The organism is Streptomyces sp. NPDC024017 (assembly GCF_040638895.1).
Lineage (GTDB): Bacteria > Actinomycetota > Actinomycetes > Streptomycetales > Streptomycetaceae > Streptomyces.
The window spans coordinates 78,280-104,616 of the sequence record NZ_JBEZYZ010000003.1; the positions used below are offsets into that span (position 1 = coordinate 78,280).

Genomic DNA, 26,337 nt, shown 5'->3' on the forward strand with positions numbered 1-26,337 from the left:
CCCGGCTGAGGAAGGCCCCCGTGACCGCGCGAACGGTCACGGGGGCCTCTTCTCATCCCAGGGTCATCGAGGCCTGCACCGGCAGATGGTCGCTCGGATACGTCCCGTCCCTGCTGAAGGTGTTCATCCCGGCCCAGTGCGTGGTCACCCCGGGGGTGGTGAGGATCCAGTCGATGCGCCGCCCGCCGGGTCTGAGCGCCCGGTAGCCGTGGTGCGTCCCGTAGGCCGGACCCCGCGAGGCCGCCGCGTCCCAGGTGTCCACCAGTCCGATGTCCAGCATGAGGTCGTGCACCCGGTTGTCGTGGGCGGCCGCGTTGAAGTCGCCGGTGACGATGACCGGTAACGACCGGTCCCACGCGGCGATCGTCTCGCCGATGAGTCCCGCCGAGCGTTCCCGGGCGTACTGGCTGACGCTGTCCAGGTGGGTGTTGAGGACGTAGAACTCCCGTCCCCCGTCGCCGAGATCGACGAAACGGACCCACGTCACCATGCGCAGCCAGTCCGCGCCCCAGGTGTTCGAGGCGATCGTGTACGGCGTGTCGGACAGCCAGAAGTGATCGAATTCGATCGGCTCGAGTCTGCGCGTGTCGTAGAAGACCGCCATGAACTCGTCCTTGCTGCCACCCCCGCGTCCGGTGCCGATCCAGTCGTAGTGCTCGCCGAGATCCTTCTCGATCGCGCGCACCTGCCGGTAGAGCCCTTCCTGGGTGCCGATGAGGTGCGGCAGCTCGCGGCGCAGCAGTTCTCGCATCACCGGTCGGCGCACCTCCCAGCGCGGTGTCCTGTCGACGACGGTCCCGAAGCGGACGTTGAACGTCATGACGTTCAGGGCGCCGGGGTGCTCGCCGGCGGAAGCGGGCTGTGTGGGGCCCGCGGTGGTGAGCAGCGGCCCTGTGATGGCGGCGGCCGCCGCCGCCTTGAGCCCGTGGCGGCGCGTCACTCCGGCCTCGTTCGACACGTGGTCTCCCTCCCCTTGCACGTCAGGATGAAGCTTGCCTTCTGAATACGGAAGAAGAGGGTGAGTCTGCGGAGACCAAGGGTGAAGGATGGGGAACCCCACTTCAAGACGGTGTTGACCAGGCCGAAGGTCGGCCGATAACTTCGCTCTACGGATTGTTGATTCCGTACAGCGGAAAAGAGGAGGGTCTCGGAATGGGTCAGGGCCAGCAGGAGAAGGTGGCGACGAGCCTCGCGGGCGCCGTCAGCGAGGAGATCAGCGCCTCCCTCGCGCCGGTCGACGCGGAGCTGGAGCGCCGCTACCCCGGCGACCCCGGTACCCGCCAGCCCGTCCACACCGTCTACGTACCCGGCGACGTCTTCGCCGCCGACACCGTCCGCACGTGGGGTGACCGGGCGCTCGCCGCCCTCGACGAGCACGCTCCGGACGCCGCGTCCTTCGCCGCCGTCCTCGGCCTCTCGGAGGAACTCGCCGAGCCCGTCCACGCGCGCGTGCGCGCCAAGCTGGAACGCGAGCCGATCGAGGACCTGCGCGTCGACTTCGAGGACGGCTACGGCAACCGCCCCGACGCCGAGGAGGACGAGGCCGCCGCCCGCGCCGCCCGGATCATCGCCGAGGCCTACGAGGAGCGCGCCGCCGCCCCCTACATGGGCATCCGCATGAAGTGCATGGAAGCGCCCGTACGCGCCCGGGGCATCCGCACCCTCGACATCTTCCTCACCGGCCTGATGGAGGCCGGCGGCCTGCCCGGCGGGCTGGTCCTCACCCTGCCGAAGGTGACCTACGCCGAGCAGGTCACCGCCATGGCGCGGCTGCTGGACGCCTTCGAGAAGACCCACGGTCTGGAGCCCGGCCGGATCGGCTTCGAGATCCAGATCGAGACCAGCCAGTCCATCCTCGCCGCCGACGGCACCGCCACCGTCGCCCGCATGATCCAGGCCGCCGAGGGCCGCGCCACCGGCCTGCACTACGGCACCTTCGACTACAGCGCCTGCCTCGGCGTCTCCGCCGCCCACCAGGCCAGTGACCACCCCGCCGCGGACCACGCCAAGGCCGTCATGCAGGTCGCCGCGGCCGGTACGGGCGTACGCGTCTCGGACGGCTCGACGAACGTCCTGCCGGTCGGTCCCACCGCGAAGGTCCACGACGCCTGGCGCCTGCACTACGGCCTCACCCGCCGCGCCCTGGCCCGCGCCTACTACCAGGGCTGGGACATGCACCCCGGCCACATCCCCACCCGCTACGCGGCCGTCTTCGCCTTCTACCGCGAGGGCTTCGAGCAGGCCGCCGCCCGCCTGTCCCGCTACGCCAACCGCACCGGCGGCGACGTCATGGACGAGCCCGCCACCGCCAAGGCCCTCAGCGGCTACCTGCTGCGCGGCCTGGACTGCGGTGCCCTCGACATCGGGGAGGTCGCCCGCCTGGCCGGTCTGACCCGGGCGGACCTGGAGAGCTTCGCCGCGCCCCGGCGCGGGGACCTGACGGCCTCCGCCTGAGGGCTTCCGTACGCCGGCTCCGCCGGCACGTACCGGCCCTGTCACAGCCGTGGTCGGCGGCTGTCGCGGTCACCGCCGCCCCTTAGTCTGTACGCCACGTACCGGCGGAGTCGTCCGTCGGCGCATCCGGTGGGGTCACAGGAACGGGGCAGCGGTGTCGACGGGGGAGCACGGGCAGACGGACGGGGCCGGACGGCTGCTGGCAGGCCGCTACCGCGTCACGGCGGCGCTGGGGCGCGGCGGCATGGGCGTCGTCTGGAAGGCCGTCGACGAGGTCCTCGGCCGTGAGGTCGCGGTCAAGGAACTGCGCACCTACACCGACGCGGCCGGTCCCGAACTGGCCGCTCTGCAGCTGCGGATGCAGCGCGAGGCGCGTGCGGCGGCCCGCGTGCGCCACCCCGGCGTCATCGCCGTGCACGACATCGCCAAGGTCGACGGCCGCCCGCTCATCGTGATGGAACTGGTCGACGGGCCGTCCCTGGACGACGTCCTGCGTGAGCGCGGCACGCTGGACCCGGGCGAGGCGGCCGGGATCGGCGCGAAGGTCATGGACGCGCTGGCCGCAGCCCACCGCGCGGGCGTCCTGCACCGGGACGTCAAGCCGGGCAACATCCTGCTCGACCGCTCGGGCCGGGTGGTCCTCACCGACTTCGGCATCGCCACGATGGACGATCCGGGGGACGGTTCGGCCACGCACCTCACGCGCAGCGGCGAACTCGTCGGCTCCCTCGACTACCTGGCCCCCGAGCGCGCCCAGGGCGCCGACCCCGGGCCCGCCTCCGACATCTGGGCGCTGGGTGCCACGCTGTACGCGGCCGTCGAGGGCTCCTCGCCCTTCCGCCGCACGTCCACGTTCTCCACGCTCACCGCGATCGTCACCGAGCCGCTGCCGGAGACCCGGCGCGCCGGCTCCCTCGCGCCCGTCCTCCAGCGGCTGCTGGACAAGCGCCCCGAATCCCGCCCGGAGGCCGACCAGGCCCGCGCACTGCTCCAGGCGGTCGCGGACACGGGTGGCAAGGACACACCGACCTCTCCCCTGCGGGGCTCCGCGGCCACGCCCCCGCGTGCCGAGACGGAGCGCAGCGTCCCGTCGGTGCCGCCGGGGTTCGGACCCCCGCAGCCGGGCGCCGCAGGACCTCACGGGGGCACGAACACCCCGAACTCCGGCACGGCGGCCGCGTTCGGAGCCGCGGGGGCGGCGGGGACCGAGGGCCATGACGGGCCGGGGCACGCCGGCCCCGGCCGGCCGGCACCGGGAGGCTTCGTCCCGCAAGGCCCAGGCTCCGGTCACGCCCCGCCGACGGGCCCCGGCGTACAGGGAACGGGCTCCGGGCACCCCGCGTCGGCAGACCCCGGCGCACAGGCCTCGGCCCCCGGTCACACCATGCCGTCGGGCCCCGGCCCGCAGACCCCGGGCACCGGCCCCCATGGCTTCGGCCCGGCCGACCCCGGCAGCACCGCTCCCGGCGGCTCCGCCCCCACCGGCCCGATGAACGCCGACCGCGCAGCGCCCCGCCGCAGGGCACGCGTCCTGCTCGCCGCCGCGGCCGCCACCGTCGTCCTCGCCGCCGCCGGCACCACGGTCGCCCTGCTCGGCGACTCCGGCGGCAAGGAGACCGGCGCACGGCCCGACGCCGCCCCCGCGGATGCCGGGTCCTCCGAGCCCAGCGGCGGGGACGGCGGCTCGAACGCCCCGAGACCCACGCAACAGGGCGACGACAAGGGCAAGGCCCCGTCCGACGAGCCCGGCGACAAGAAGAACCCCGAGCCCACCGGCCGGTCGACCACCTCGCCCCCCGCCAAGTCCACCGGCGGCGGCACCGCAGGCGACACCGGCGGCGCGGCGTCGGACGGCGGCACCACCGGGGGCGGTTCCGGCGGCGGCGCCACGACAGGCGGCGGCTCGACCACCCCGGCCCCGGTCTGCCACTCCATCGGCGGCGGCAAGTACAACTGCCAGGTCTGGAAGACGGCCGCCTCCTACACGGCCTCCGGCACCGAGGTCGGCATCCTCAAAGCGGGCACCAACTACTTCTACTGCCAGCAGAACCTGGGCCGCCGCGAGACGTCCGGGGAGTGGACCAACGTCTGGTGGGCGAAGACCGACGACGACAGCGGCAACACGAACGTGTGGGTCAGCGACGTCTACATCAAGGGCGGCGACAACGACGCGCCGGTCCCCGGGCTCCCGCTCTGCTGATCCCGCGCCGAGGCGGCCACATACCGTTCGAGACCGGAGGCCGTCACCAGCTTCTCCTCGATGAACAGGCGGGTGCCCCGCTCGCACAGCCGCCGGTCCCCGCGGGCCCGCGCGCAGAACTCCTCGGGTACGACACCGAACAGCTCCCGCAGGCGCGGCAGCCCGACGAGGAGCTCGGTCAGCAGCTCCCGCTCACCGGGGTGCGTGCGCGGAGTGCCCGTGCCGTCGTGGAGGACGCCGTGCCGATTGACGTAGGCGTACGCCCCGGGCAGGCGCGTGCCGTCCGCGAGGTCGATCCGGACGTCCGGCGACGGCAGCCAGGCCCGGTCGAAGTTGCCGCCCGGCAACGGCACGCCCTCGCTCGCGTCGATCACCGCGAGCTGCTCGGCGTCGAGCCACAGGACGAACAACTCCCGCACGGTGTCCGGGGCCCCGACCGGCGAGGCCGACACGTACCCCATGCGGCTCACATGCGCGGAGACGCCGGCGTCGACACCCGTCACCCGTGCCTTCACCATGGGCAGCGGCGACCCGATCCCGAACTCCGTCATCTTGTGCCGCAACTGGCCCGGACAGCCGTTGGAGCCGATGGCGATGACCGGTGTGCGGTCCCCGTACACCAGCTGCTCCAGCGGCAGGAAGCGGTCCCCGTCGAGGAGCCCGGAATCGGCGGGCCACGCGCCCGGATACAGCAGGGGATGCTCGCGCGGCGCCTCGGCCATGCCGAGTGCTCGCAGCGTGCGATCGGTGGCGTCGTCCATCGGCCGCTCAGTCCGCCGGGGGGATCTCGCCCGAGCCGCGGGTGATCAGCCGGGTCGGCAGCTCGATGCGCTCGGGGGTGACGAGGGTGCCGTCCAGCTGCCGGAAGAGTCGATCCGCCGCGGTGCGGCCGATGTCCGAGGCGTCCTGGGCGACGACGGTGACGCCCGGCTGGAGCAGGTCGGCGAGCTCGATGTCGTCGAAGCCGACCAGGGCGACACGGCGGGTCTGCTCGGCGAGCACACGGATCACGGTGACCGTCACCCGGTTGTTGCCGGCGAAGATCGCCGTGACGGGGTCCGGGCCGGTGAGCATCTCCTCGGCCGCCCTGCGCACCCGCTCGGGGTCGGTGACGCCGAGGGACATCCAGGAGCCCGCCACCGGTATGCCCGCGTCCTCCATCGCGGCCCGGTAGCCGCGCAGCCGCTCGGCGGCGGTGTGGATGCGGGGCATGTCGCCGATGAAGCCGATCCGGCGGTGCCCGTGCGCGATGAGGTGGGCGACGCCGTCGCGGGCGCCGCCGAAGTTGTCCGACAGGACCACGTCGGCGTCGATGTGCCCGGCCGGGCGGTCCACGAACACCGTGGCGACACCCGCCTTGAGCTCGGGCTCCAGATAGCGGTGGTCGTCCCCGGCCGGGATCACCACCAGCCCGTCCACCCGCCGCGCGCACAGGGCCAGCACCAGTTCCTGCTCGCGCTCGGGGTCCTCCGCGCTGGAGCCGTTGATCAGCAGGGCGCCGTGCGCGCGGGCCACCTCCTCGACCGACCGGCTCAGCGGTCCGTAGAACGGGTCCGCGAGGTCTTCCAGGACCAGGCCGATGCTCGCCGTGCGGCCCTTGCGCAGCACCCGCGCGCTGTCGTTGCGGCGGAAGCCGAGGGCGTCGATCGCCTCCTGGACCCGCTGCTCCGTCTCCGGGGTGACCCCCGGCTCCCCGTTCACGACACGGGAGACCGTCTTGAGGCCGACTCCGGCGCGTGCCGCGACGTCCTTCATGGTGGGCCGGGTGCCGTAGCGCGTGGCGGATCGGAGGGGGGTCTGGGGCACGGTGCGGTGTCCTGTCCTGTCGTCCACGGGGGTGCGTCGATCCTGGGTTTGTATGAGGATGTGGCGTCGAGCATAGAGCCTGGACAACGTTGTCAGGCTCGGGAGAGACTGTCCACCGCAATCTCCGGCCCCGTGCACCGCCGCGGGACCGGTCTGCTGCTTGCCCTGCTTGATGGCCATTCTCGGCGTTTTTTCATGCCCGACGGGGAGATCCGACTCTGATGCACACCGACCTCGTGGCCGCGCTCGACATCGGCGGCACCAAGATCGCCGGCGCTCTGGTGGACGGCCACGGCCGGATCCTGGTCCGCGCCCAGCGGCCGACGCCCGCCCGGGAGGACGGCGACACCGTGATGCGGGCCGTGGAGGGGGTGCTCGGGGAGCTCACCGCGTCGCCGCTGTGGGAGCGTGCCGCGGCCGTGGGCATCGGCAGCGCCGGGCCCGTGGACGCCTCGGCGGGCACGGTGAGCCCGGTGAACGTGCCCGGCTGGCGCGACTACCCGCTCGTCGCCCGGGTCCGGGCCGCCGCCGGGAACCTGCCCGTCGAGCTGATCGGCGACGGGGTGGCGATCACGGCGGCCGAACACTGGCAGGGCGCCGCCCGCGGCCACGACAACGCGCTGTGCATGGTCGTCTCCACGGGAGTCGGCGGCGGCCTGGTGCTCGGCGGCCGGCTGCATCCCGGGCCCACCGGCAACGCGGGCCACATCGGCCACATCAGCGTGGACCTCGACGGCGATCTGTGCCCGTGCGGCTCGCACGGCTGCGTGGAGCGCATCGCGAGCGGCCCCAACATCGCCCGGCGCGCCCTGGCGAACGGCTGGCGGCCCGGCCCCGACGGGGACACGTCCGCCGCCGCGGTGGCCGCCGCCGCCCGGTCCGGTGACCCGGTCGCCGTCGCCTCCTTCGAGCGGGCCGCCCAGGCCCTGGCCGCCGGGATCGCCGCCACCGCGACCCTCGTGGAGATCGACATCGCCGTGATCGGCGGGGGAGTGGGCAAGGCGGGCGACGTCCTGTTCGACCCCCTGCGCAAGGCCCTGAGCACCTACGCGACGCTGTCCTTCGTCCGGCACCTGACCGTGGCGCCGGCACAGATGGGCACCGACGCGGGGCTGGTGGGCGCGGCGGCGGCAGCCCTGGCGAAGCGGACGGACGCGGCGGCGGCCGGGGTGTGAGACCGGGACCGGCCGATCCGGCAGGAACGTTCCCCCTGCGGGGGTGCGGGGGCTAGTGACGGGGGTCGGTGCGGGGTTGCCGGGGGCGGTCGCGTGGACTTGTCCCCGGCCTCGTAGCGCTGCCGAAGCCGCCTGCGCGGGCTTGCGGTCCGGCCCCCCTGATGGCTACCGAGCCGCCCGCGTGGGTTTCCGGTCCTCGGCTCCTGGAGGCTGTTGAGGTCGGCGGCAGGGGTTTGGCACCGGGTCTCTTGATGGTTGCCGTAGCCGCTCGTGTGGGTTTCCGGCCCTCGGCTTCTGGGGCTGCCGAAGTCGCCCGTGTGGGTTTCCGGCCCCCGGCTCTTGGCGGCTGCCGAGGCTGCCCGCGTGAGTTTCCGGTCCTCGGCTGCTGGAGGCTGTTGACGTCGGCGGCAGGGTTCCCCCCGGGCCTCTTGATGGTTGCCGTAGCCGCTCGCGCGAGATGCCGGCCCCCGGGCTCCTGCAGGCTGTTGTGCCGCCCGGGCGGGTTTCCGACCCGGCTCCTGGGAGGCTGTCGAGGCCGGTCCGCGGACGGGGCTCATCGACCCGTCCGTCGAGGCCGCCGCCGGGCTCCAGGACCCGCCTCCGGGCCCCCTGGCCCGTTCGGTCCGGGATACACGGAAATCGAACCGCATGTCTGTGCGATGTGACACGATCGCGCTTGTGAGCAGCAGACCCGCCTCGGCGCAGCACCTGCGTGACCTCGCTCGACTGCGTCGCGTCAAGGACCGGATCGACCGGGAGTACGCGAAGCCTCTGGACGTCGAGGCGCTCGCCCGGGGTGTGCACATGTCGGCCGGGCACCTCAGCCGCGAGTTCCGGCAGGCGTACGGCGAGTCGCCGTACAGCTATCTCATGACGCGGCGCATCGAGCGCGCGATGGCGCTGCTGCGCCGGGGCGACCTCAGCGTCACCGAGGTGTGCTTCGAGGTCGGCTGCGCGTCGCTGGGCACCTTCAGCACCCGTTTCACCGAGCTCGTGGGCATGCCGCCCAGTGCCTACCGGCGCGAGGCGGCGCGCGCGACGGCGGGCATTCCGTCGTGCGTGGCGAAGCAGGTGACCAGACCGATCAGGAATCGAGAAGCGCCCACCCCGAGCCGAAACTAGCGTGATGGCCATGGACCTTCGGATTCACGCCAGTTTCCTTCCGCACGACGACCCGGACGCCGCCCTGGCGTTCTACCGCGACACCCTCGGCTTCGAAGTCAGAAACGACGTCGGATACGAGGGCATGCGCTGGATCACGGTCGGCCCCGTCGGCCAGCCCGGCACGAACATCGTGCTGCACCCGCCGGCCGCCGACCCCGGCATCACCGAGGACGAGCGCCGCACCATCGCCGAGATGATGGCCAAGGGCACCTACGCCAGCATCGTCCTGGCCACCACCGATGTCGACGGCACCTTCGAGCGGGTGCAGGCCGGCGACGCCGAGGTGGTCCAGGAGCCGGTGGACCAGCCCTACGGCGTTCGCGACTGCGCCTTCCGCGACCCCGCGGGCAACATGGTCCGCATCCAGCAGCTCAAGGCGTCGTAACAGCCCCCCGCACCGCACCTCCCCCCGCGCCGCCCCCCGGGACCGGCGCGGGGGAACGAGATCGTCCGAGCGCGGCAGCCCCGCACGACAGATGGAGACACCATGAGCAAGGCCACGACGACGGACAGACAGTCGCCCGGGCCGCACGTTGCCGACAGCCATGACGTGATCCGCGTGCACGGCGCGCGCGAGAACAACCTCAGGGACGTCAGCATCGAGATCCCCAAGCGCAGGCTCACGGTGTTCACGGGCGTCTCCGGCTCGGGCAAGAGCTCGCTGGTGTTCGACACGATCGCGGCGGAGTCGCAGCGGCTGATCAACGAGACCTACAGCGCCTTCCTGCAGGGCTTCATGCCGAACCTGGCCCGGCCCGAGGTCGACGTGCTGGACGGGCTGACGACCGCGATCGCCGTCGACCAGCAGCGCATGGGCTCCGACCCCCGTTCCACCGTCGGCACCGCCACCGACGCCAACGCGATGCTGCGGATCCTCTTCAGCCGGCTCGGCACGCCGCACATCGGCCCGCCCGGCGCGTTCTCCTTCAACACGGCCTCGGTCTCGGCGAGCGGTGGCATGACGGTCGACCGCGGCGCCGACAAGACCAAGACGGAGAAGGTGACCTTCAGCCGCACCGGCGGCATGTGCACGCACTGCGAGGGCCGGGGCACGGTCTCCGACATCGACCTGACCCAGCTCTACGACGACTCCAAGTCGCTCTCCGAGGACCCGTTCACCATCCCCACCTACACCGGGGGCGGCTGGGTGGTGCGGGTCATCGCCGAGTCGGGCTTCTTCGACAAGGAGAAGCCGATCCGCGAGTACACCAAGAAGGAGCGGCACGACTTCCTGTACCGCGAGCCGACCAAGGTGAAGATCAACGGCGTCAACCTCACCTACGAGGGGCTGATCCCGAAGATCCAGAAGAGCTTCCTGTCCAAGGACCGCGAGTCGATGCAGCCGCACATCCGGGCCTTCGTGGACCGGGCGGTCACCTTCACCCGGTGCCCCGAGTGCGACGGCACCCGGCTCAGCGAGCTCGCCCGCTCCTCGAAGATCGGCAAGGTCAACATCGCCGACGCCTGCGCGATGGAGATCCGCGACCTGGCGGAGTGGGTGCGCGGGCTCGGCGAGCCGTCGGTGGCGCCCCTGCTCGCCAAGCTCCAGCACACCCTCGACTCGTTCGTGGAGATCGGCCTCGGCTACCTCTCGCTCGACCGGGCGTCGGGCACGCTCTCCGGTGGCGAGGCGCAGCGCACCAAGATGATCCGCCACCTCGGGTCCTCGCTCACGGACGTCACCTACGTCTTCGACGAGCCGTCCATCGGCCTGCACCCGCATGACATCCAGCGGATGAACAACCTGCTCCTGCGCCTGCGTGACAAGGGCAACACCGTGCTGGTCGTGGAGCACAAGCCGGAGACGATCGCCATCGCCGACCATGTCGTGGACCTCGGCCCCGGCGCCGGCACGGCGGGCGGCACCGTCTGCTTCGAGGGCACCCTGGAGGGGCTGCGGGGCAGCGGCACCGTCACCGGCCGGCACCTCGACGACCGGGCCAAGATCAAGGCGACGGTCCGCAAGCCCACCGGCGCGCTGGAGATCCGGGGCGCCTCCGCGAACAACCTGCACAGCGTCGACGTCGACATCCCGCTCGGCGTCCTCACCGTCATCACCGGCGTCGCGGGCTCCGGCAAGAGCTCGCTCGTGCACGGCTCGATGCCCAAGCAAGCGGGGGCCGAGGGTGTGGTGGCGATCGACCAGACCCCGATCCGCGGCTCCCGGCGCAGCAACCCGGCGACGTACACCGGCCTGGCCGACCCGATCCGCAAGGCCTTCGCCAAGGCCAACGGTGTGAAGCCGGCGCTGTTCAGCGCCAACTCCGAGGGTGCCTGCCCCACCTGCAACGGCGCCGGTGTCATCTACACCGACCTGGCGATCATGCAGAGCGTCGCCACCCCGTGCGAGGAGTGCGAGGGCAGGCGGTTCGAGGCGTCGGTGCTGGAGTACCGCCTCGGCGGCCGCGACATCAGCGAGGTGCTGGCGATGCCGGTGACCGAGGCCGAGGAGTTCTTCGGCAGCGGAGAGGCCCGCACGCCCGCCGCGCACAGGATCCTGGAGCGGCTCGCGGACGTCGGGCTCGGCTACCTCACCCTCGGCCAGCCGCTCACCACACTGTCCGGCGGCGAGCGGCAGCGGCTGAAGCTGGCCACGCACATGGGCGAGAAGGGCGGCGTGTACGTCCTCGACGAGCCGACCACCGGTCTCCACCTCGCGGACGTGGAGCAGTTGCTCGGCCTGCTCGACCGGCTCGTCGACGCCGGCAAGTCGGTCATCGTGATCGAGCACCACCAGGCTGTCATGGCGCACGCCGACTGGATCATCGACCTCGGGCCCGGCGCGGGCCACGACGGCGGCCGGATCGTCTTCGAGGGCACCCCGGCCGACCTCGTCGAAGCCCGTTCCACGCTGACCGGGGAGCACCTGGCGGCCTACGTGGGCGCCTGACCAGGCCTCGGTGGCCGTGAGGCGTGCACTCGACGGGCTCGCCTCACGGCCCACACTTCGGGCAAAAAGTACAAATCATGCGAATATCGGCGCCGGTCGAGGGCACTCCGTCTCCTGAATCCCCCACGGAACGGAGCCGCTGATGATCATCAGGAAGATGCACGAGATGGGCGTCCGCAGCGAGCACGCCTACATGGCCGGCATGGCCTCCATCGGCCTCAGCGTCGTCGCCTGGGTGGGCTCCATGAAGATGGAAGGCGGCACCGGTCTCGCCCGTGCCGACCGCTGGGGCATCTTCGTCGGCGAATGGGCCCCCACCTTCTTCGGTCTCGGCCTCGCCCTGTCCCACTACGAGCAGCAGGACGGCACCCTCACCGCCGACGTCCACGAGTTCCGGCCGTCGCGGAAGGCGGGCTGAACGGCCCATCCCGGCGCGCGGCCGGCGCCGTCCCCGCGCACCCTGGTGCCATGGCGTCCGTGAAACCCGTCGTGGTCTACCCGCCCGCCGCGGACGGCGGCCGGCGGGTCCGTGTGGACGACCAGTTCCTCGGTATCGCCTACGGGCCGCTCGACGTCGCCGAGTTCCTGCGGCGCGCCGGGATCGAGGACGCGGACGAGGCGTACGTGGCGGCCACGGGACTGATCGAGTGGCGCGGCGGCGGTCCGGGAGTGTGGGCGACCGACCGGGAGGGCGACTCCGCGTAGCGCCCGCTTCGCCCGGTCGCACGCGGCTGCGTGACCCCGGAGCGGGTCCGGCAGTTGAGTCGGGCATGAAGAAGCGCAGCATGCTCGCCATCGCCTCCCTCGCCACCGGCTTCGTCGTCGCGGCGGTCACCCCGTCCCACGCCCTCGGGGACAGCCTCGGCACCCTGAGCGTCGACGAGACCCTCAAGACGCTCGACGAGACCGTCGCCAAGGACAGCCTGTCCCTGGACCGGGAGGACGGCGCCCAGGCGAAGAAGAAGGGCTGACGAGCCGCACGGCCCCGCGGCCACGGCGCCGTCGCTCCCGCGTGAGGGGGCGCCGGCGCCGTCGTCATGCGCCCTCAACTGCGGCTGGTTTCCGTGGCAGGGTGGAGCGGGCAAGCCTCAGGGGGCCAACAGCAGAGGGGGACCTGTGACCGTCGTCTGGATCAACGGCGCGTTCGGTGCGGGGAAGACCACCACCGCACGGGAATTGATCGAACTGATCCCGAACAGCACGCTCTTCGACCCGGAGGTCATCGGCGGCGCGCTCGCCCACCTGCTGCCACCCAAACGCCTCGCCGAGGTCGGCGACTTCCAGGACCTGCCGATCTGGCGACGGCTCGTGATCGACACGGCGGCCGCGATGCTCGCCGAGCTCGGCGGGACCCTCGTCGTCCCCATGACCCTGCTGCGCCAGGAGTACCGCGACGAGATCTTCGGCGGCCTGGCCGCGCGCAGGATTCCGGTCAGCCACATCCTGCTCGCTCCGGCCGAAACGATACTGCGGGAGCGCATAGCGGGCCGCGAGGTCCCGCAGGACCTCGCGGACGGCGAGATGCGAATACGTCAGTGGTCCTTCGACCACATCGAGCCGTACCGGGCCGCCCTCGCCTCCTGGCTCACCGCAGACGCCCACCCGGTCGACACCGGCGACCTCACACCGTACGAGACGGCCGTCCGGATCGCCGAGGCCGTCACCAGCGACTCCGTGCCCGTCTGCGACATCGTGCAGACGCCCGAGCCCACCGCCGAGACCGTCGCGGCCGGAGTGCTCCTCTTCGACGAGCAGGGCCGGGTGCTGCTCGTCGACCCCACGTACAAGGCCGGCTGGGAGTTCCCCGGCGGTGTCGTGGAACCCGGCGAGGCGCCCGCGCGGGCGGGGATGCGGGAGGTCGCCGAGGAGACCGGCATCAGCCTCGACGAGGTGCCGAGCCTGCTCGTCGTCGACTGGGAGCGCCCCGCGCCCCCCGGGTTCGGCGGCCTGCGTCTCCTCTTCGACGGCGGCCTCCTCCACTCCGCGGAGGCCGGCCGGCTGCTGCTGCCCGGCCCGGAGCTGCGCGCCTGGCGGTTCGTCACCGAGGAGGAAGCCGCCGACCTGCTGCCCCCGGTGCGCTACGAGCGGCTGCGCTGGGCCCTGCGGGCACGCGAACGCGGAGCGGCGCTCTACCTGGAAGCCGGGGTGCCGGTCGGCTGACGCCGGGCTCGCTGCCCGCGCCCTTTACCCGGCACGGGGGATTCCGAGGGAAAAGCAAAAGGAAACGACGCCGGAGCCACGGCCAATGACTTCCCAAGGAATCTCCCGCAAACACTCACGCGGCGGGTAATCACATTCCCTGCTCTCGTCAACACTTCTCCATGTCCGCAAACAATCCCTTTTCTCGCCCCTGCGCGGCTTGACCGGACTCGCACGCCATTGCGAAAGTCCGCAGAGTCTCACGGCGGAATCAACGACCGCCACCCAATTTCCTTGCCCCAGGGGCAGATCCGGGATGTCCGTACGATGACCACGCAACACCAGCCCGTCGACACCGGCGGCGGCACCGCGCTGCTGACCGAGCCGTCGACGCAGGACTCCAGACCCGGCGGCACGGTTGTCGCCGGCCGCTCACCGGCCCGGATGGCCTGGCGGCGGATCAGGCGGGACAAGGTCACCACGGCCGCTCTGGCGGCCACCCTCCTGTTCATCGCGATCGCGCTCCTCGCGCCGGTGCTCACCGCACTGACCGGCTGGGGACCGATCACCCCCGACAACAAGGCGATCAATCCGGACACGGGCAACTTCCCCTACGGATCGCTGGGAGGCATCAGCGCCCGGCATCTGCTCGGCGTCGAACCGGGCACGGGATACGACCTGTTCGCCCGCATCGTCTACGGCCTGCGCACCTCCCTCTACGTGGGATTCGCCTCGGCGCTGCTGTCCACCGCCGTCGGCGTCGTCGCAGGGCTCGCCGCCGGCTACTTCGGCGGCTGGGTCGACTCCCTGCTGTCCCGGATCATGGACGTGATGCTGGCGTTCCCGCAGCTGCTGTTCATCATCGCGCTCACCCCCGTGATCCAGAACGCGTTGCAGACCAACAGCCACGGCGGCACCGACGAGAACCTCCGGCTGCTCGTCCTGGTCCTCAACATCGCGGTCTTCGCCTGGGCGTACACCGCCCGCCTGGTGCGCGGGCAGGTACTGTCCCTGCGCGAGCGGGAGTTCGTCGACGCCGCACGGCTGATGAGCGCCGGGCGCCGGCACATCCTCTTCCGGCAGCTGCTGCCCAACCTGTGGGCGCCGATCCTGATCTCCTTCGCGCTCGCCGTCCCGCAGAACATCACCACCGAGGCGGCGCTGTCGTACCTGGGCGTCGGTGTCATCCCGCCCAACCCCGACTGGGGAGCCGTGCTGTCGGACGCCTCCCAGTTCTTCCTCCAGGACCCGATGTACCTCTTCGTGCCCGGCGTCCTGCTCTTCCTCCTGGTCCTGGCGCTCAACCTGCTCGGGGACGGCGTCCGGGACGCCCTGGACCCCCGCGCCCGCCGCGGCTGACAAACCACCCCCCGAGTTTCGGCCCGGCGGTCCCACCAAACGGCCGCCGACCCGTAGCAAGAACGGAGTTTCCTCAATGACGCGCAGAACGCGCAGATCACGCACGGTCGCTCTCACGGCAACCGCCGTCGTGATCGCCCTCGGAGCCACCGCATGCGGAGGGTCCTCCGGCAACAGCGCCGACGGCTCCCCGTCGAAGGGCGGCACGCTGACGATCCTCGACGACGCCGACTTCAACCACATCGACCCTCAGCGGACGTACACCACCGAGGGTTCGAGCATGGACTACGAGCTCGTCCGCACCCTCACCGGATGGGACGAGACGGCATCCGCGCCCAAGCTGGTCGGCGACCTGGCCACCGACACCGGAACGTCCAGCAAGGGCGCCACGGTGTGGACGTTCCACCTGCGTCACGGAGTCAAGTGGCAGGACGGCAGCGAGGTCACCGCGCAGGACGTCAAGTACGGCGTCGAGCGGGCCTTCTCCCCGGACATCAACGGCGGCCCGCCGTACGCAAGTCAGTGGCTGGCCGGCGGCGACTCCTACAAGGGCCCGTACCAGGGCAAGCAGTTGGACTCGATCGGGACACCGGACAAGTACACCCTCGTCTTCCATCTCAACCAGCCCGTCGCCGACTTCAACGAGACGACGGCCATGACCGGCTGGTCGGCGGTGCCCAAGGCACACGACACCGGCGCCACGTACGACACACATGTCTGGTCCGACGGGCCCTACATGATCAAGTCGTACACCAAGAACAAGGAAATGGTCCTCGTCCGGAACAAGAACTGGAGCCGGTCGACCGACCCGATCCGCCAGCAGAACCTCGACGAGATCGACGCGAAGTTCGGCCAGGACCAGGCCGCCATCGACCAGCAGATCAAGTCCGACGGCGGCTCCGCCCGGACCGCGATCACACAGACGCCGATCGCCGGCTCCGACCTGACGACGATGGCGAACGACCCCTCGCTGAAGTCGCGCTACTACAAGATCCCGGCCCCGGGCATCAACTACATGGCGATCAATCTGAACCGGGTCAAGGACCTCAAGGTCCGTCAGGCCATCGAGTACGCCGTCGACAAGACCACCGTACGCGGTGCCTTCGGCGGTTCGGCCTACGGCAACTACGCCACCACGATGCTCGCCCCCGGCATCGACGGCCACAAGGACTTCAACCTCTACAGCAGCAACCCCGCCGGTGACCTCACCAAGGCCAAGGCCCTGATGAAGCAGGCCGGCAACCCCAAGCCGACGATGTCGCTCGCGGTCGAGAACATCCCCACGCACGAGCACTTCGCGGACGCCGTGAAGACCGCGCTCGCGAAGATCGGCATCACGGTGAACATCACCCCGATCGACAAGAACAACTACTTCAGCACCGTCGACAACGTGAAGAACCAGTACGACCTGACGTGGGGCGACTGGATCGCGGACTGGCCGAACGCCTCCACCGTGCTGCCCACCCTCTTCGACGGGCGGCAGATCAAGAAGCTCCCGCAGTCCAACAACGACCTCTCGTACCTGAACGACCCGAAGGTCAACGCGCAGATCGACAAGATCGGCAAGATGACCGACATCAAGCAGCGCAACGCCGCCTACGGGGCCCTGGACGAGCAGATCCTGAAGGACGCCGCCGTGGTCCCGCTGATGTACATGAACTTCAGCGAGGTGAGCGGCTCGAAGGTCGGCGGGGTCATCAACGACTCGATCATGGCCGAACCCAGCCTGGTGCACGCCTACATCAAGCAGTGACGCATCCCCTCTGAACCCCGTCGGCGGCCCCGGCCGCCGGCGGGCATCCCCCTCACGTCAGGTCCCGGCACCCCATGTTTCGTTACCTCATCAGACGCCTGCTGGCAGCGGCCGTGATCATGCTGGTGATCACCACGATCACCTTCTTCATCTTCTTCGCGCTGCCGTCCAACCCCGCGCTCCTGGCCTGTGGAAAGACCTGCTCGCCCTCCCGTCTCGCGGAGATCAAGCACTCACTGGGCCTGGACCAGAGCTACCTGACGCAGTACTGGGAGTTCGTCAAGGGGCTGGTCGCAGGACGCGACTACGGCGACCAGAGCGTCCGCATCCACTGCGCCGCACCCTGCCTCGGCATCTCCTTCCAGACCGACACCCCCGTCCTGACCACGCTGCTCCAGGACTTCCCGGCGGACCTCTCCCTCGGCCTCGGCGCCGCGGTGGCGTTCCTCGTCCTGGGCGTCGGCCTCGGCACCGTCGCGGCGGTGCGCAGGGGCCGGGCCGCCGACAAAGCGGCGGTGGGACTCGCCCTGTTCGGCGTGTCGGTGCAGATCTACTTCATCGGTCTGCTCCTGCTCTACCTCTTCGTCGACAAGTTCCAGATCCTGCCCACCTCGGGCTACACGCCGATCACCGAGGACCCGGCCGGCTGGTTCCAGGGGCTGATCCTGCCGTGGACCACCCTGGTCGTCGTCTACCTCGCGATGTACACCCGGCTCACCCGCTCCTCCATGCTGGAGGTCTTCGCCGAGGACTACATGCGCACCGCCCGCGCCAAGGGCCTGCCGGCCGCCACCGTCGTCCTCAAGCACGGACTGCGGGCCGCCATCACCCCGATCATCACCATCTTCGGCATGGACGTCGGCTCCCTGATCGGCGGCTCCGCGGTCATCACCGAGTCGGTGTTCGGCATCAACGGCATCGGCAAGCTCGCGGTCGACTCCGTCCAGAACTCCGACCTGCCGGTCATCCTCGGCACCACGCTCTTCGCCGCGACGTTCGTCGTCCTCGCCAACGTCGTCGTCGACCTGGTGTACGGCCTCGTCGACCCGCGCGTGCGCCTCGCCTGAGCCCTTCTTCGTCCTTAGGAACACCCGTGTCCGTATCGACCTCACCGCAGCCCGCGGACGTCACACCCGCGCCCGCACCCTTCCTCGACGTACGCGATCTGAGGGTGCACTTCCCGACCGAGGACGGCCTCGTCAAGTCGGTCGACGGCGTCTCCTTCACCCTGGAGAAGGGCAGGACCCTCGGCATCGTCGGCGAGTCCGGCTCCGGCAAGTCGGTGACCTCACTGGCCCTGCTCGGACTGCACAAGGGCACCCGCGCCCAGGTCTCCGGCGAGATCTGGCTGGAGGGCAGGGAACTCGTCGCCCTGCCCGAGGCCGGCATGCGCGCCCTGCGCGGCCGCACGGTCTCCATGATCTTCCAGGACCCGCTGTCCGCGCTGCACCCCTTCTTCACCGTCGGCTCCCAGATCGCCGAGGCCTACCGGGTGCACCACAAGGTCTCCAAGAAGGAGGCCAAGGACCGCGCGGTGGAGATGCTGAAGCGAGTCGGCATCCCGCAGCCCGAGCGCCGGGTCAGGGACTACCCGCACCAGTTCTCCGGCGGTATGCGCCAACGCGCCATGATCGCCATGTCGCTGGTGTGCGACCCGGCCCTGCTGATCGCCGACGAGCCCACCACGGCCCTGGACGTCACCGTCCAGGCGCAGATCCTGGACCTGATCCGCGACCTCCAGGAGGAGTTCGGCTCGGCCGTCGTCATCATCACGCACGACCTCGGCGTGGTCTCCGACGTCGCCGACGACATCCTGGTGATGTACGGCGGCCGCCGCATCGAGTACGGCACCACCCGCGAGGTGCTCAAGCAGCCCCAGCACCCCTACACCTGGGGCCTGTTGCGGTCGATGCCGCACCTCAGCGGTGACGTCGGCGAACGCCTCGACCCGATCCCCGGCACCCCGCCCAGCCTGATCAACCTGCCGGACGGCTGCTCCTTCCACCCCCGCTGCGCCTACAAGGGCTGGGTGCCGGAGGGCCGTTGCACGACGGAGCGGCCCGAGCTGCGTCTCGTCTCCGGCAGCGAACGGCACCTCGCCGCCTGCCATCTCAGCGACGACGCCAAGCAGGAGATCCGCGGCGGGGCCGGTCCGGACGACCACAGCGCCGCAGCCGCACGGGCCGCGCAGTGACGGCGGCGGACGAAAGGGAGCAAGCCGTGAGCACCACCCAGCCCCTCACGGGGCAGAACACCGACCGTCCCACCGGCGAGAACCTCCTCGACGTGCGCGGTCTGCAGAAGCACTTCCCGATCCGGCAGGGCATCATCTTCCAGCGGCAGATCGGGGCCGTCCGCGCCGTCGACGGCATCGACTTCTCGGTCGGGGCCGGTGAGTCGCTGGGCCTGGTCGGCGAGTCCGGCTGCGGCAAGTCGACCACGGGCCGCCTGATCACCCGGCTGCTCGAACCCACCGGCGGCTCCGTGGTGTTCGACGGCGAGGACATCACCCACCGGCCCGCCGCGCGGATGCGGGAGGCCCGCCGCAACCTCCAGATGATCTTCCAGGACCCGTACGCGTCGCTGAACCCCCGGCACACCGTCGGCACCATCATCGAGACACCGATGCGGCTCAACGGCATCAACCCGCCCCAGGGCCACAAGAAGCGCGCCCAGGAACTCCTGGAGACCGTCGGGCTCAACCCCGAGCACTACAACCGCTACCCGAACGAGTTCTCCGGCGGCCAGCGCCAGCGCATCGGCATCGCCCGAGCCCTCGCCCTGCGGCCGAAGCTGATCGTCGCCGACGAACCCGTCTCGGCACTGGACGTCTCCATCCAGGCACAGGTCGTCAACCTGCTCCAGGACCTCCAGCGGGAGTTCGGCATCGCCTTCGTCTTCATCGCCCACGACCTGGCCGTCGTACGGCACTTCTCCGAGCGGGTCGCCGTGATGTACCTCGGCAAGATCGTCGAGGTCGCCGAGCGGGAGTCGCTCTACACCCGGCCCCGGCACCCCTACACGCACGCGCTGCTGTCCGCCGTACCCGAGGCCGACCCGGACGCCGTGCAGCGGCGCGAACGCATCCGGCTGGCCGGGGACGTGCCCTCCCCGATCGACCCACCCTCCGGCTGCCGCTTCCGCACCCGCTGCTGGAAGGCACAGGAGAAATGCGCCCTGGAGGAACCGCACCTGGTGCGCGTCGAGGGCAGCCCCCCGGGTCATCTGACCGCCTGCCACTTCCCCGAGGAGCCGTCCGTCACCGCACGCGAGGAGGACATCGTCCTGGACCCGGCTCTCGGCTAGGCCGTGTTTCAGGTAGCGGGTGAGTCTCGGGCGGAGAGTTCTTCGGCCAGTTCCATACAGCGCAGGCGGGCTGGGGAGAAGTCGTAGGGCATCTTGCCGGTGGCTTCGAACACGCTCATGGAGTCAGCCTCCCGCCTGCCAGAGCTGAGGTCGGCCTCGCCCTCGCCGTCATCGGCGGTGGCAGGGTGCAAAGTGTCCCAGGCGTCGAAGAGGTCATCGTCGTCCTTACCCAGGCCGGACTCCTCGATGACGGCCTGCAGGGCGCTTTCGAAGTCGTGCCGCTCGACGGCCACTTGAGCCACCCGTGGATCATCGACGGCGACACTGTCATCGAGTGCCTCCTCGGCGTCGTCGATGCGGTCGGAATCCTCCCGCAGAGTGGGATGCGTGGCCAGGACGACGAAGCGGGTGGCCTGGACGGCCGCGCCGAGCGGGCCGAAGATCCGCTCAGTGACCAGCAGACTGTCCAGGTCCGCCTGACGCAGGGAGCCCTCGGGCAGGCTCCTGAGGCGTTCGGTGACGAGGTCGGAGAGCAGGCCCATCCGGCTGCCTTCGGTGCGCATCCGCTGCACGGCGGTCCGTTGCCGCCGCAATTCCGCCTCCTGCTCGGCGAGGGTTTCCTCCAACCGCTCCAGGATGCCCTCGATACCTTCTCCGCTGTCCGCACCGGCGGAAGCCGTGCCGGTGGTAAAGGCGTCACGGATGTCGTCCAGGGCGATCCCGGCATCGGCCATCTTGCGAATCCACAGCAGGCGGATCATGTCCTCGTACCCGTAGCGGCGGCGGTCATCGCCGCCCCGCTCTGGCTCGGGGAGCAGCCCGATCTCGTGGTAATGGCGAATCGCCCGTGGCGTGCTGCCGGCGAAGGCCGCCGCGTCACCGATCTTGACCTGGCGGGGTGGCATGAAAGACGAATGCATGAGCAGGGACCCTTCCTCAAGGCATCGGGACGTAAGTCCACCGGACCACATGCCGCTACGGAAGGTGCAACCCCATACACACCGCTCCGCCCAATGCCAAGAAATGCGCCCTGTCCGTACTCGAACGGCAGGTCCCGCCACGGAACTCCGGTCCGAACCCGCCACCGCACACCGTTCTATCAGCCGCCGACAGCCAGGCCACCTGCGACTTGTGCCCACGGATCATCAGCATGCAGGGCGTGCACAGGAAGCCGAACCTGAAACACGGCCTAGGCGGGTCGCCCGAGCGCCGCGCTCCGCAGTGCCCGGGCCGCCTGCCCCGTCACCGGATCTCCGTGACCGAAGCAGGCCACGTCCGCGTCCAGTTCGGCCAGACGCAGGCAGGCCGCGAGGACCTGCCCGCGATCGAGGTTGAACACCCCCGGCATCACCGTGCCGTCGACGGGTGAGGCGGCGACCGTGTCACCCGTGAACAGCACGCCCTGCTCCGGGAGATGGAGCGCGATGCTGCCGTGCGTGTGCCCCGGGACGTGCACGATCTGCGCCCCGCCGCCCATGTCCAGCACGTCGCCGCCGGACACCTCGGTGACCTGTCGCGGCCGGGCGAAGTCACCCTCGGGCAGGAGCTTCACGGCCTGCTCGTGCAGCGGCAGCTCCCAGTCCTCGAACAGCGGCGGCGGGCCCGGGGCGTCCCCGCGTACGACCGGCGCGTCGAGCCGGTGGACCAGCACCTCGGCGCCGCTCAGCGCGGCGAACTCGCCGGCCCCGCCCGCGTGGTCCTCGTGGAAGTGGGTGAGCACGATCCGTCGTACGTCCCGGGGATGCCGGCCGAGGGCGGTCACGGCCTCGGCGATCGGGGCGCCGGAGCCGGCCGGGCCGGCGTCGACCAGCGTCAGTTCGCCGCCGTCGCGCCAGAGATAGGCCTGGCCGACCGGGAAGCGCAGAAGGTGGAGGCGGGGGAGCAGCTCGATGACGTCCATGGCAAGACCGTAGGAAAGGCCCCCGTCCGAGGACGAGGGCCTTTGCTGTGGGCAGAGGTCAGCTCGCCGCGTAGTTCCGCAGGAACAGCGCCTCCGCCACCGACAGCCGCTCCAGCTCCTCGGGGGACACGCTCTCGTTCACGGCGTGGATCTGGGCCTCCGGCTCGCTCAGCCCGATCAGCAGGATCTCCGCACGCGGATAGAGGGCGGCCAGCGTGTTGCACAGCGGGATGGAGCCGCCCTGCCCCGCGTACTGCATCTCCTGCCCCGGGTAGGCCACCGCCATCGCGGCCGCCATGGCCTGGTACGCCGGGCTGGTGGTGTCGGCGCGGAACGGCTGGCCCTCGCCGATCTGCTCGGTGCTCAGCCGCGCACCCCACGGGGTGTGTGCCTCCAGGTGCGCCTGGAGCAGCTTGGTCGCCGCGCCCGCGTCCACCCCCGGCGGCACCCGCAGGCTGATCAGCGCACGGGCGCTCGCCTGTACCGACGGCGTGGCGCCGACCACGGGCGGGCAGTCGATGCCGAGGACCGTGACGGCGGGGCGCGCCCAGATGCGGTCGGCGACCGTCCCGGAGCCGATCAGCTCGACGCCGTCCAGGACCTTGGCGTCCTGGCGGAACTGCCCCTCCTCGTAACGCAGCCCTTCCCAGGCCGCGTCGCCGGAGAGGCCTTCCACGGTCGTCGAACCGTCCTCGGCGCGCAGCGAGTCCAGCACGCGGATCAGCGCGGCGAGCGCGTCGGGCGCGGCACCGCCGAACTGGCCCGAGTGCAGATTGCCCGCGAGCGTGTCGACCTGCACCCGCACCATGGTCATGCCGCGCAGGGTGGAGGTGACGGTCGGCAGGCCGGCACGGAAGTTGCCCGCGTCGCCGATGACGATCGTGTCCGCCTTCAGCAGGCCGGGGTGCTCCTCGGCGTACCGCTCCAGACCGCCCGTGCCCATCTCCTCCGAGCCCTCGGCGATCACCTTCACATGGACGGGGACGCCGCCGTTCGCCTTCAGTGCGCGCAGTGCCAGCAGGTGCATGACCAGGCCGCCCTTGCAGTCGGCGGCCCCGCGCCCGTACCAGCGCCCGTCCCGCTCGGTCAGCTCGAACGGCGGGGTCGTCCAGGCGGCCTCGTCCAGCGGCGGCTGCACGTCGTAGTGGGCGTAGAGCAGGACGGTCTTCGCGCCCGCCGGGCCGGGCAGGAAGCCGTAGACCGACTGCGTGCCGTCGGGGGTGTCGAGCAGGGCCACGTCCTCGAACCCCTCGGCGGCGAGCGCGTCGGCGACCCAGCGGGCGGCGCCCTCGCTCTCGCTCCTAGGGAACTGGTCGAAGTCCGCCACCGACCGGAAGGCCACCAGTTCGGTGAGCTCCTCCTTCGCCCTGGGCATCAGCGAGGCGACGGTCTCGGCGACCGGATTCGACGACATGGGCACGCTCCTCGTGGGTGCGACGTTGTACGGATGCGTACCTCTCGGTACGCGGTGATCGTGTGGTGTGGGCGCGGCCCCGTGTAAGGGCCACCCACGCCGCCGATACTCCCACAGCGGCCTGCGGTGACCGCCGCCGTAGGATGCGGGAGACAGCGGCAGGCGGCTTGATCGGGAGCAGTAGACCATCGTGAGCAGCGAGAACTCTTCGGCGGACGACGTGCGGCAGGTGTGGGACGTCGTCGTGGTGGGCGCGGGACCCGCGGGCGCTTCGGCCGCGTACGCGGCGGCAGTGGCCGGCAGACGCGTGCTGTTGCTGGAGAAGGCCGAGCTGCCGCGCTACAAGACGTGCGGCGGCGGCATCATCGGCCCCTCGCGCGACGCCCTGCCGCCCGGCTTCGAACTGCCGCTCAGGGACCGGGTGCACGCGGTGACGTTCTCGAACAACGGCCGCTTCACGCGCACCCGACGCTCCAAGCAGATGCTGTTCGGGCTGATCAACCGGCCCGAGTTCGACCAGCAGCTCGTCGAGCACGCGCAGAAGGCGGGCGCCGAGCTGCGTACGGGCGTCACGGTCCAGCGGGTCGAGCAGCACGGCTCGGTGGTGCCGGACCGGCGCACGGTCGCCGTGGTCCTGCAGGGCGGCGAGGTCCTGCTCGCGAGGGCCGTCGTCGGGGCGGACGGCAGCGCCAGCCGCATAGGGGCGCATGTCGGGGTCAAGGTCGCCCAGGTGGATCTCGGCCTGGAGGCGGAGATCCCGGTGCCGGAGACCGTCGCCGAGGACTGGAAGGGCCGGGTACTGATCGACTGGGGCCCCCTGCCCGGCAGTTACGGCTGGGTCTTCCCCAAGGGCGACACCCTGACGGTCGGGGTGATCTCGGCCCGCGGCGAAGGGGCCGCGACGAAGCGGTACTTGGAGGAGTTCATCGGCCGGCTGGGCCTCGCCGGTTTCGAACCGAGCATCTCCTCCGGGCACTTGACCCGCTGCCGCGCCGACGACTCGCCGCTCTCGCGCGGGCGGGTGCTGGTGTGCGGTGATGCCGCGGGGCTGCTGGAGCCGTGGACCCGCGAGGGCATCTCGTTCGCGCTGCGGTCCGGCCGGCTCGCGGGGGAGTGGGCGGTGCGGATCGCGGAGGCGCACGACGCCGTGGACACGCGTCGGCAGGCTCTCAACTACGCGTTCGCGGTCAAGGCCGGGCTCGGAGTGGAGATGAGCGTCGGCAAGCGGCTGCTGACGGTGTTCGAGCGCCGTCCCGGGCTGTTCCACGCGGCGCTGACGAGCCTCCGCCCGGCCTGGAGGGCGTTCAAGGAGATCACCCAGGGCTCGACGTCGCTGGGCGAGATCGTCCGCACGTATCCGGTGGCCCAGCGGGCTCTGACCGCTCTGGACCGTCGTCCCGCGACGGGCGGCGAGGTCAGCTCGTCGGAGTGATCTCGAAGACCGGGTGGTCGGGGGCGATGCGGCGCAGCTGGTCGTCCGGGGAGTCGGGGCCGACTCCGTTGAAGAAGACCCCGACCTCCGCCTTCCAGCGCTTGAGGTAGGCGCGCAGGATCGGGGCCTTGTCGTCGTCGCCCACCTCGGCCGCGGTGAAGGTGTCCACGCGCTTGCCGAGGTGCAGCTCGCCGCCGCCCGCCGCACGCATGTTGTGCGTCCACTGCACGTGGCCGCGGGGGGCGACCAGGTACTGCTTGCCGTCCAGGGTCAGCAGATTGACCGGGGTGGTGCGCCACTGGCCGCTCTTGCGGCCGCGGACGGCGAGGACCCGGGAACCCCAGACGCTGATGCCGCGGCGGGTCAGCCAGGCCACGAAGCGGTTGAAGACGTTGACGGTGAACCAGCCGGGCTTCTGGACGTGTGTGGACATGGTTCCCCCTGTTTGAGTGTGGAGCGGCGCTCTCATTCGTGAGCACTGCTCTCGCTTGGTGCTGCCAGTCTGCCTGAGCTCGGCACCCCAAAGCAAGAGCACTGCTCTCATTTTTGATTACCGCTCTCGTTTGTGTGCACTGCTCTGCTTCCATGGCACACTGCCCCGCATGAGCACCGCACACGGCGCCCGGGCCCGGGCCAGGATCGAAGTCACCGCGGCCATCAAGGACGAGGCCCGCAGACAGCTCGCGGCGGAGGGCGCCGCCCGGCTCTCCCTGCGAGCCGTGGCCCGCGAGCTCGGCATGGTCTCGTCCGCGCTGTACCGCTACTTCCCCAGCCGTGACGACCTGCTGACCGCACTCATCATCGACGCCTACGACTCCCTCGGCGAGAACGCCGAGGCGGCCCACGAGGCGGCGGCCGGCCCCTTCGAACGCTGGATCACGGTCTGCGAGGCGGTGCGCCGCTGGGCGCTGGACCACCCGCACGAGTACGCGCTGATCTACGGATCGCCCGTCCCCGGCTACACCGCCCCCGACGCCACCGTCCCGGCCGCCGCCCGCGTGGGCCTCCTGCTCATCGGCATCGTGCGCGACGCCCACCAGGGCCGGGGTCTTGCCCGCCCCGCGCTGCCGGCCGACCTGCGCCCGGAGGCGGAACGGATGACCGCCGACCTCGCCCCGGACCTCCCCCCGGAGGTCGTCACAGCACTCGTCGCGGCCTGGGCGCAGCTGTACGGACTGGTCGGCTTCGAGCTGTTCGGCCAGTTCCACCGGGTGGTGGAGGACCGGGAGAGGTTCTTCCGGCATGCGGTGGGGCAGCTCGCCCGGGGGGTGGGGCTGGCGCCCGAGTCCGCGTAATGCCACCGGCCCGGTGGACGGGTCTGCTTCCCGGGGAGTACGCGTGATCA

24 protein-coding genes are annotated in these 26,337 nt (G+C 71.1%); 17 read left to right on the forward strand and 7 right to left on the reverse strand.

Annotation, left to right across the window (positions count from 1 at the left end):
- Window positions 1–52: 52 nt before the first annotated feature.
- Complete coding sequence (locus AB0G20_RS08695; protein ID WP_361297934.1) at window positions 53–958, reverse strand: endonuclease/exonuclease/phosphatase family protein; 906 nt, start codon at window positions 956–958, stop codon at window positions 53–55.
- Between the two features lie 194 nt (window positions 959–1,152).
- Here AB0G20_RS08695 and AB0G20_RS08700 point away from each other — a divergent pair, with 194 nt between their 5' ends.
- Both AB0G20_RS08700 and AB0G20_RS08705 read left to right on the forward strand, forming a co-directional pair.
- Window positions 1,153–2,454 (forward strand): aldolase/citrate lyase family protein, encoded by a 1,302-nt coding sequence (locus tag AB0G20_RS08700; RefSeq protein ID WP_361297937.1) that lies wholly within the window; start codon window positions 1,153–1,155, stop codon window positions 2,452–2,454.
- A 154-nt stretch (window positions 2,455–2,608) separates the two neighbouring features.
- Complete coding sequence (locus tag AB0G20_RS08705) at window positions 2,609–4,654, forward strand: protein kinase (RefSeq protein WP_361297940.1); 2,046 nt, start codon at window positions 2,609–2,611, stop codon at window positions 4,652–4,654.
- Here AB0G20_RS08705 and AB0G20_RS08710 read toward each other — a convergent pair.
- On the reverse strand, window positions 4,600–5,415 hold the full coding sequence (locus AB0G20_RS08710) for a hypothetical protein (RefSeq protein ID WP_361297943.1): 816 nt from the start codon (window positions 5,413–5,415) through the stop codon (window positions 4,600–4,602). The two genes, AB0G20_RS08705 and AB0G20_RS08710, sit on opposite strands and share 55 nt — an antisense overlap.
- A 7-nt stretch (window positions 5,416–5,422) precedes the next feature.
- The gene (locus AB0G20_RS08715; RefSeq protein WP_361299341.1) at window positions 5,423–6,409 is read right to left on the reverse strand and encodes a LacI family DNA-binding transcriptional regulator; all 987 of its coding nucleotides are present in this window, start codon (window positions 6,407–6,409) and stop codon (window positions 5,423–5,425) included.
- A gap of 272 nt (window positions 6,410–6,681) precedes the next feature.
- Between AB0G20_RS08715 and AB0G20_RS08720 the strand changes: the two genes are divergently transcribed.
- The 13 genes from AB0G20_RS08720 to AB0G20_RS08780 all read left to right on the forward strand — a co-directional run bounded on the left by AB0G20_RS08720 (window position 6,682) and on the right by AB0G20_RS08780 (window position 20,246).
- Window positions 6,682–7,635, forward strand: coding sequence for an ROK family protein (locus AB0G20_RS08720; protein ID WP_361297946.1), 954 nt, complete (start codon window positions 6,682–6,684; stop codon window positions 7,633–7,635).
- Window positions 7,636–8,313: 678 nt separating this feature from the next.
- Window positions 8,314–8,757: a helix-turn-helix transcriptional regulator gene (locus AB0G20_RS08725; RefSeq protein WP_361297949.1), complete on the forward strand. Its 444-nt coding sequence runs from the start codon at window positions 8,314–8,316 to the stop codon at window positions 8,755–8,757.
- A gap of 10 nt (window positions 8,758–8,767) precedes the next feature.
- Window positions 8,768–9,184, forward strand: a complete 417-nt coding sequence (locus tag AB0G20_RS08730; protein ID WP_361297952.1) for a VOC family protein — start codon at window positions 8,768–8,770, stop codon at window positions 9,182–9,184.
- Window positions 9,185–9,286: 102 nt separating this feature from the next.
- Window positions 9,287–11,689, forward strand: a complete 2,403-nt coding sequence (locus AB0G20_RS08735; RefSeq protein WP_361297955.1) for an excinuclease ABC subunit UvrA — start codon at window positions 9,287–9,289, stop codon at window positions 11,687–11,689.
- Between the two features lie 142 nt (window positions 11,690–11,831).
- Window positions 11,832–12,107 (forward strand): hypothetical protein, encoded by a 276-nt coding sequence (locus tag AB0G20_RS08740; RefSeq protein WP_361297958.1) that lies wholly within the window; start codon window positions 11,832–11,834, stop codon window positions 12,105–12,107.
- A gap of 50 nt (window positions 12,108–12,157) precedes the next feature.
- Window positions 12,158–12,394, forward strand: a complete 237-nt coding sequence (locus tag AB0G20_RS08745; protein WP_361297961.1) for a hypothetical protein — start codon at window positions 12,158–12,160, stop codon at window positions 12,392–12,394.
- A gap of 65 nt (window positions 12,395–12,459) precedes the next feature.
- Complete coding sequence (locus tag AB0G20_RS08750) at window positions 12,460–12,660, forward strand: hypothetical protein (protein WP_248509168.1); 201 nt, start codon at window positions 12,460–12,462, stop codon at window positions 12,658–12,660.
- Between the two features lie 145 nt (window positions 12,661–12,805).
- Entirely contained in the window at window positions 12,806–13,849 is a 1,044-nt protein-coding gene (locus AB0G20_RS08755; RefSeq protein WP_361297966.1) for an NUDIX domain-containing protein, read from the forward strand.
- A 306-nt stretch (window positions 13,850–14,155) separates the two neighbouring features.
- The gene (locus tag AB0G20_RS08760) at window positions 14,156–15,187 is read left to right on the forward strand and encodes an ABC transporter permease (protein WP_361297969.1); all 1,032 of its coding nucleotides are present in this window, start codon (window positions 14,156–14,158) and stop codon (window positions 15,185–15,187) included.
- 76 nt (window positions 15,188–15,263) lie between these two features.
- Window positions 15,264–16,940, forward strand: a complete 1,677-nt coding sequence (locus AB0G20_RS08765) for an ABC transporter substrate-binding protein (RefSeq protein ID WP_361297972.1) — start codon at window positions 15,264–15,266, stop codon at window positions 16,938–16,940.
- Between the two features lie 74 nt (window positions 16,941–17,014).
- Window positions 17,015–18,007 (forward strand): ABC transporter permease, encoded by a 993-nt coding sequence (locus AB0G20_RS08770; protein WP_361297975.1) that lies wholly within the window; start codon window positions 17,015–17,017, stop codon window positions 18,005–18,007.
- A gap of 26 nt (window positions 18,008–18,033) precedes the next feature.
- Entirely contained in the window at window positions 18,034–19,134 is a 1,101-nt protein-coding gene (locus AB0G20_RS08775; RefSeq protein WP_361297978.1) for an ABC transporter ATP-binding protein, read from the forward strand.
- Window positions 19,135–19,160: 26 nt separating this feature from the next.
- The gene (locus tag AB0G20_RS08780; RefSeq protein WP_361297981.1) at window positions 19,161–20,246 is read left to right on the forward strand and encodes a dipeptide ABC transporter ATP-binding protein; all 1,086 of its coding nucleotides are present in this window, start codon (window positions 19,161–19,163) and stop codon (window positions 20,244–20,246) included.
- A gap of 8 nt (window positions 20,247–20,254) precedes the next feature.
- Here AB0G20_RS08780 and AB0G20_RS08785 read toward each other — a convergent pair whose 3' ends face one another.
- The 3 genes from AB0G20_RS08785 to AB0G20_RS08795 all read right to left on the reverse strand — a co-directional run bounded on the left by AB0G20_RS08785 (window position 20,255) and on the right by AB0G20_RS08795 (window position 23,560).
- The gene (locus AB0G20_RS08785) at window positions 20,255–21,166 is read right to left on the reverse strand and encodes a MerR family transcriptional regulator (RefSeq protein ID WP_361297984.1); all 912 of its coding nucleotides are present in this window, start codon (window positions 21,164–21,166) and stop codon (window positions 20,255–20,257) included.
- A 269-nt stretch (window positions 21,167–21,435) separates the two neighbouring features.
- The gene (locus AB0G20_RS08790) at window positions 21,436–22,146 is read right to left on the reverse strand and encodes an MBL fold metallo-hydrolase (RefSeq protein WP_361297987.1); all 711 of its coding nucleotides are present in this window, start codon (window positions 22,144–22,146) and stop codon (window positions 21,436–21,438) included.
- Window positions 22,147–22,204: 58 nt separating this feature from the next.
- On the reverse strand, window positions 22,205–23,560 hold the full coding sequence (locus AB0G20_RS08795) for a dipeptidase (protein ID WP_361297990.1): 1,356 nt from the start codon (window positions 23,558–23,560) through the stop codon (window positions 22,205–22,207).
- A 190-nt stretch (window positions 23,561–23,750) separates the two neighbouring features.
- Here AB0G20_RS08795 and AB0G20_RS08800 point away from each other — a divergent pair, with 190 nt between their 5' ends.
- Complete coding sequence (locus tag AB0G20_RS08800; RefSeq protein ID WP_361297993.1) at window positions 23,751–24,992, forward strand: geranylgeranyl reductase family protein; 1,242 nt, start codon at window positions 23,751–23,753, stop codon at window positions 24,990–24,992.
- On the opposite strand, the gene AB0G20_RS08805 is transcribed toward AB0G20_RS08800, so the two are convergent.
- Complete coding sequence (locus tag AB0G20_RS08805) at window positions 24,976–25,425, reverse strand: nitroreductase family deazaflavin-dependent oxidoreductase (RefSeq protein WP_361297996.1); 450 nt, start codon at window positions 25,423–25,425, stop codon at window positions 24,976–24,978. The genes AB0G20_RS08800 and AB0G20_RS08805 overlap by 17 nt on opposite strands.
- 169 nt (window positions 25,426–25,594) lie before the next feature.
- On the opposite strand from AB0G20_RS08805, the gene AB0G20_RS08810 reads away from it, so the two are divergent.
- Window positions 25,595–26,287 carry a TetR/AcrR family transcriptional regulator gene (locus AB0G20_RS08810; protein ID WP_361297999.1) on the forward strand — a complete coding sequence of 231 codons (693 nt, stop codon included), beginning with the start codon at window positions 25,595–25,597 and terminating at the stop codon, window positions 26,285–26,287.
- Window positions 26,288–26,337 lie beyond the last annotated feature (50 nt).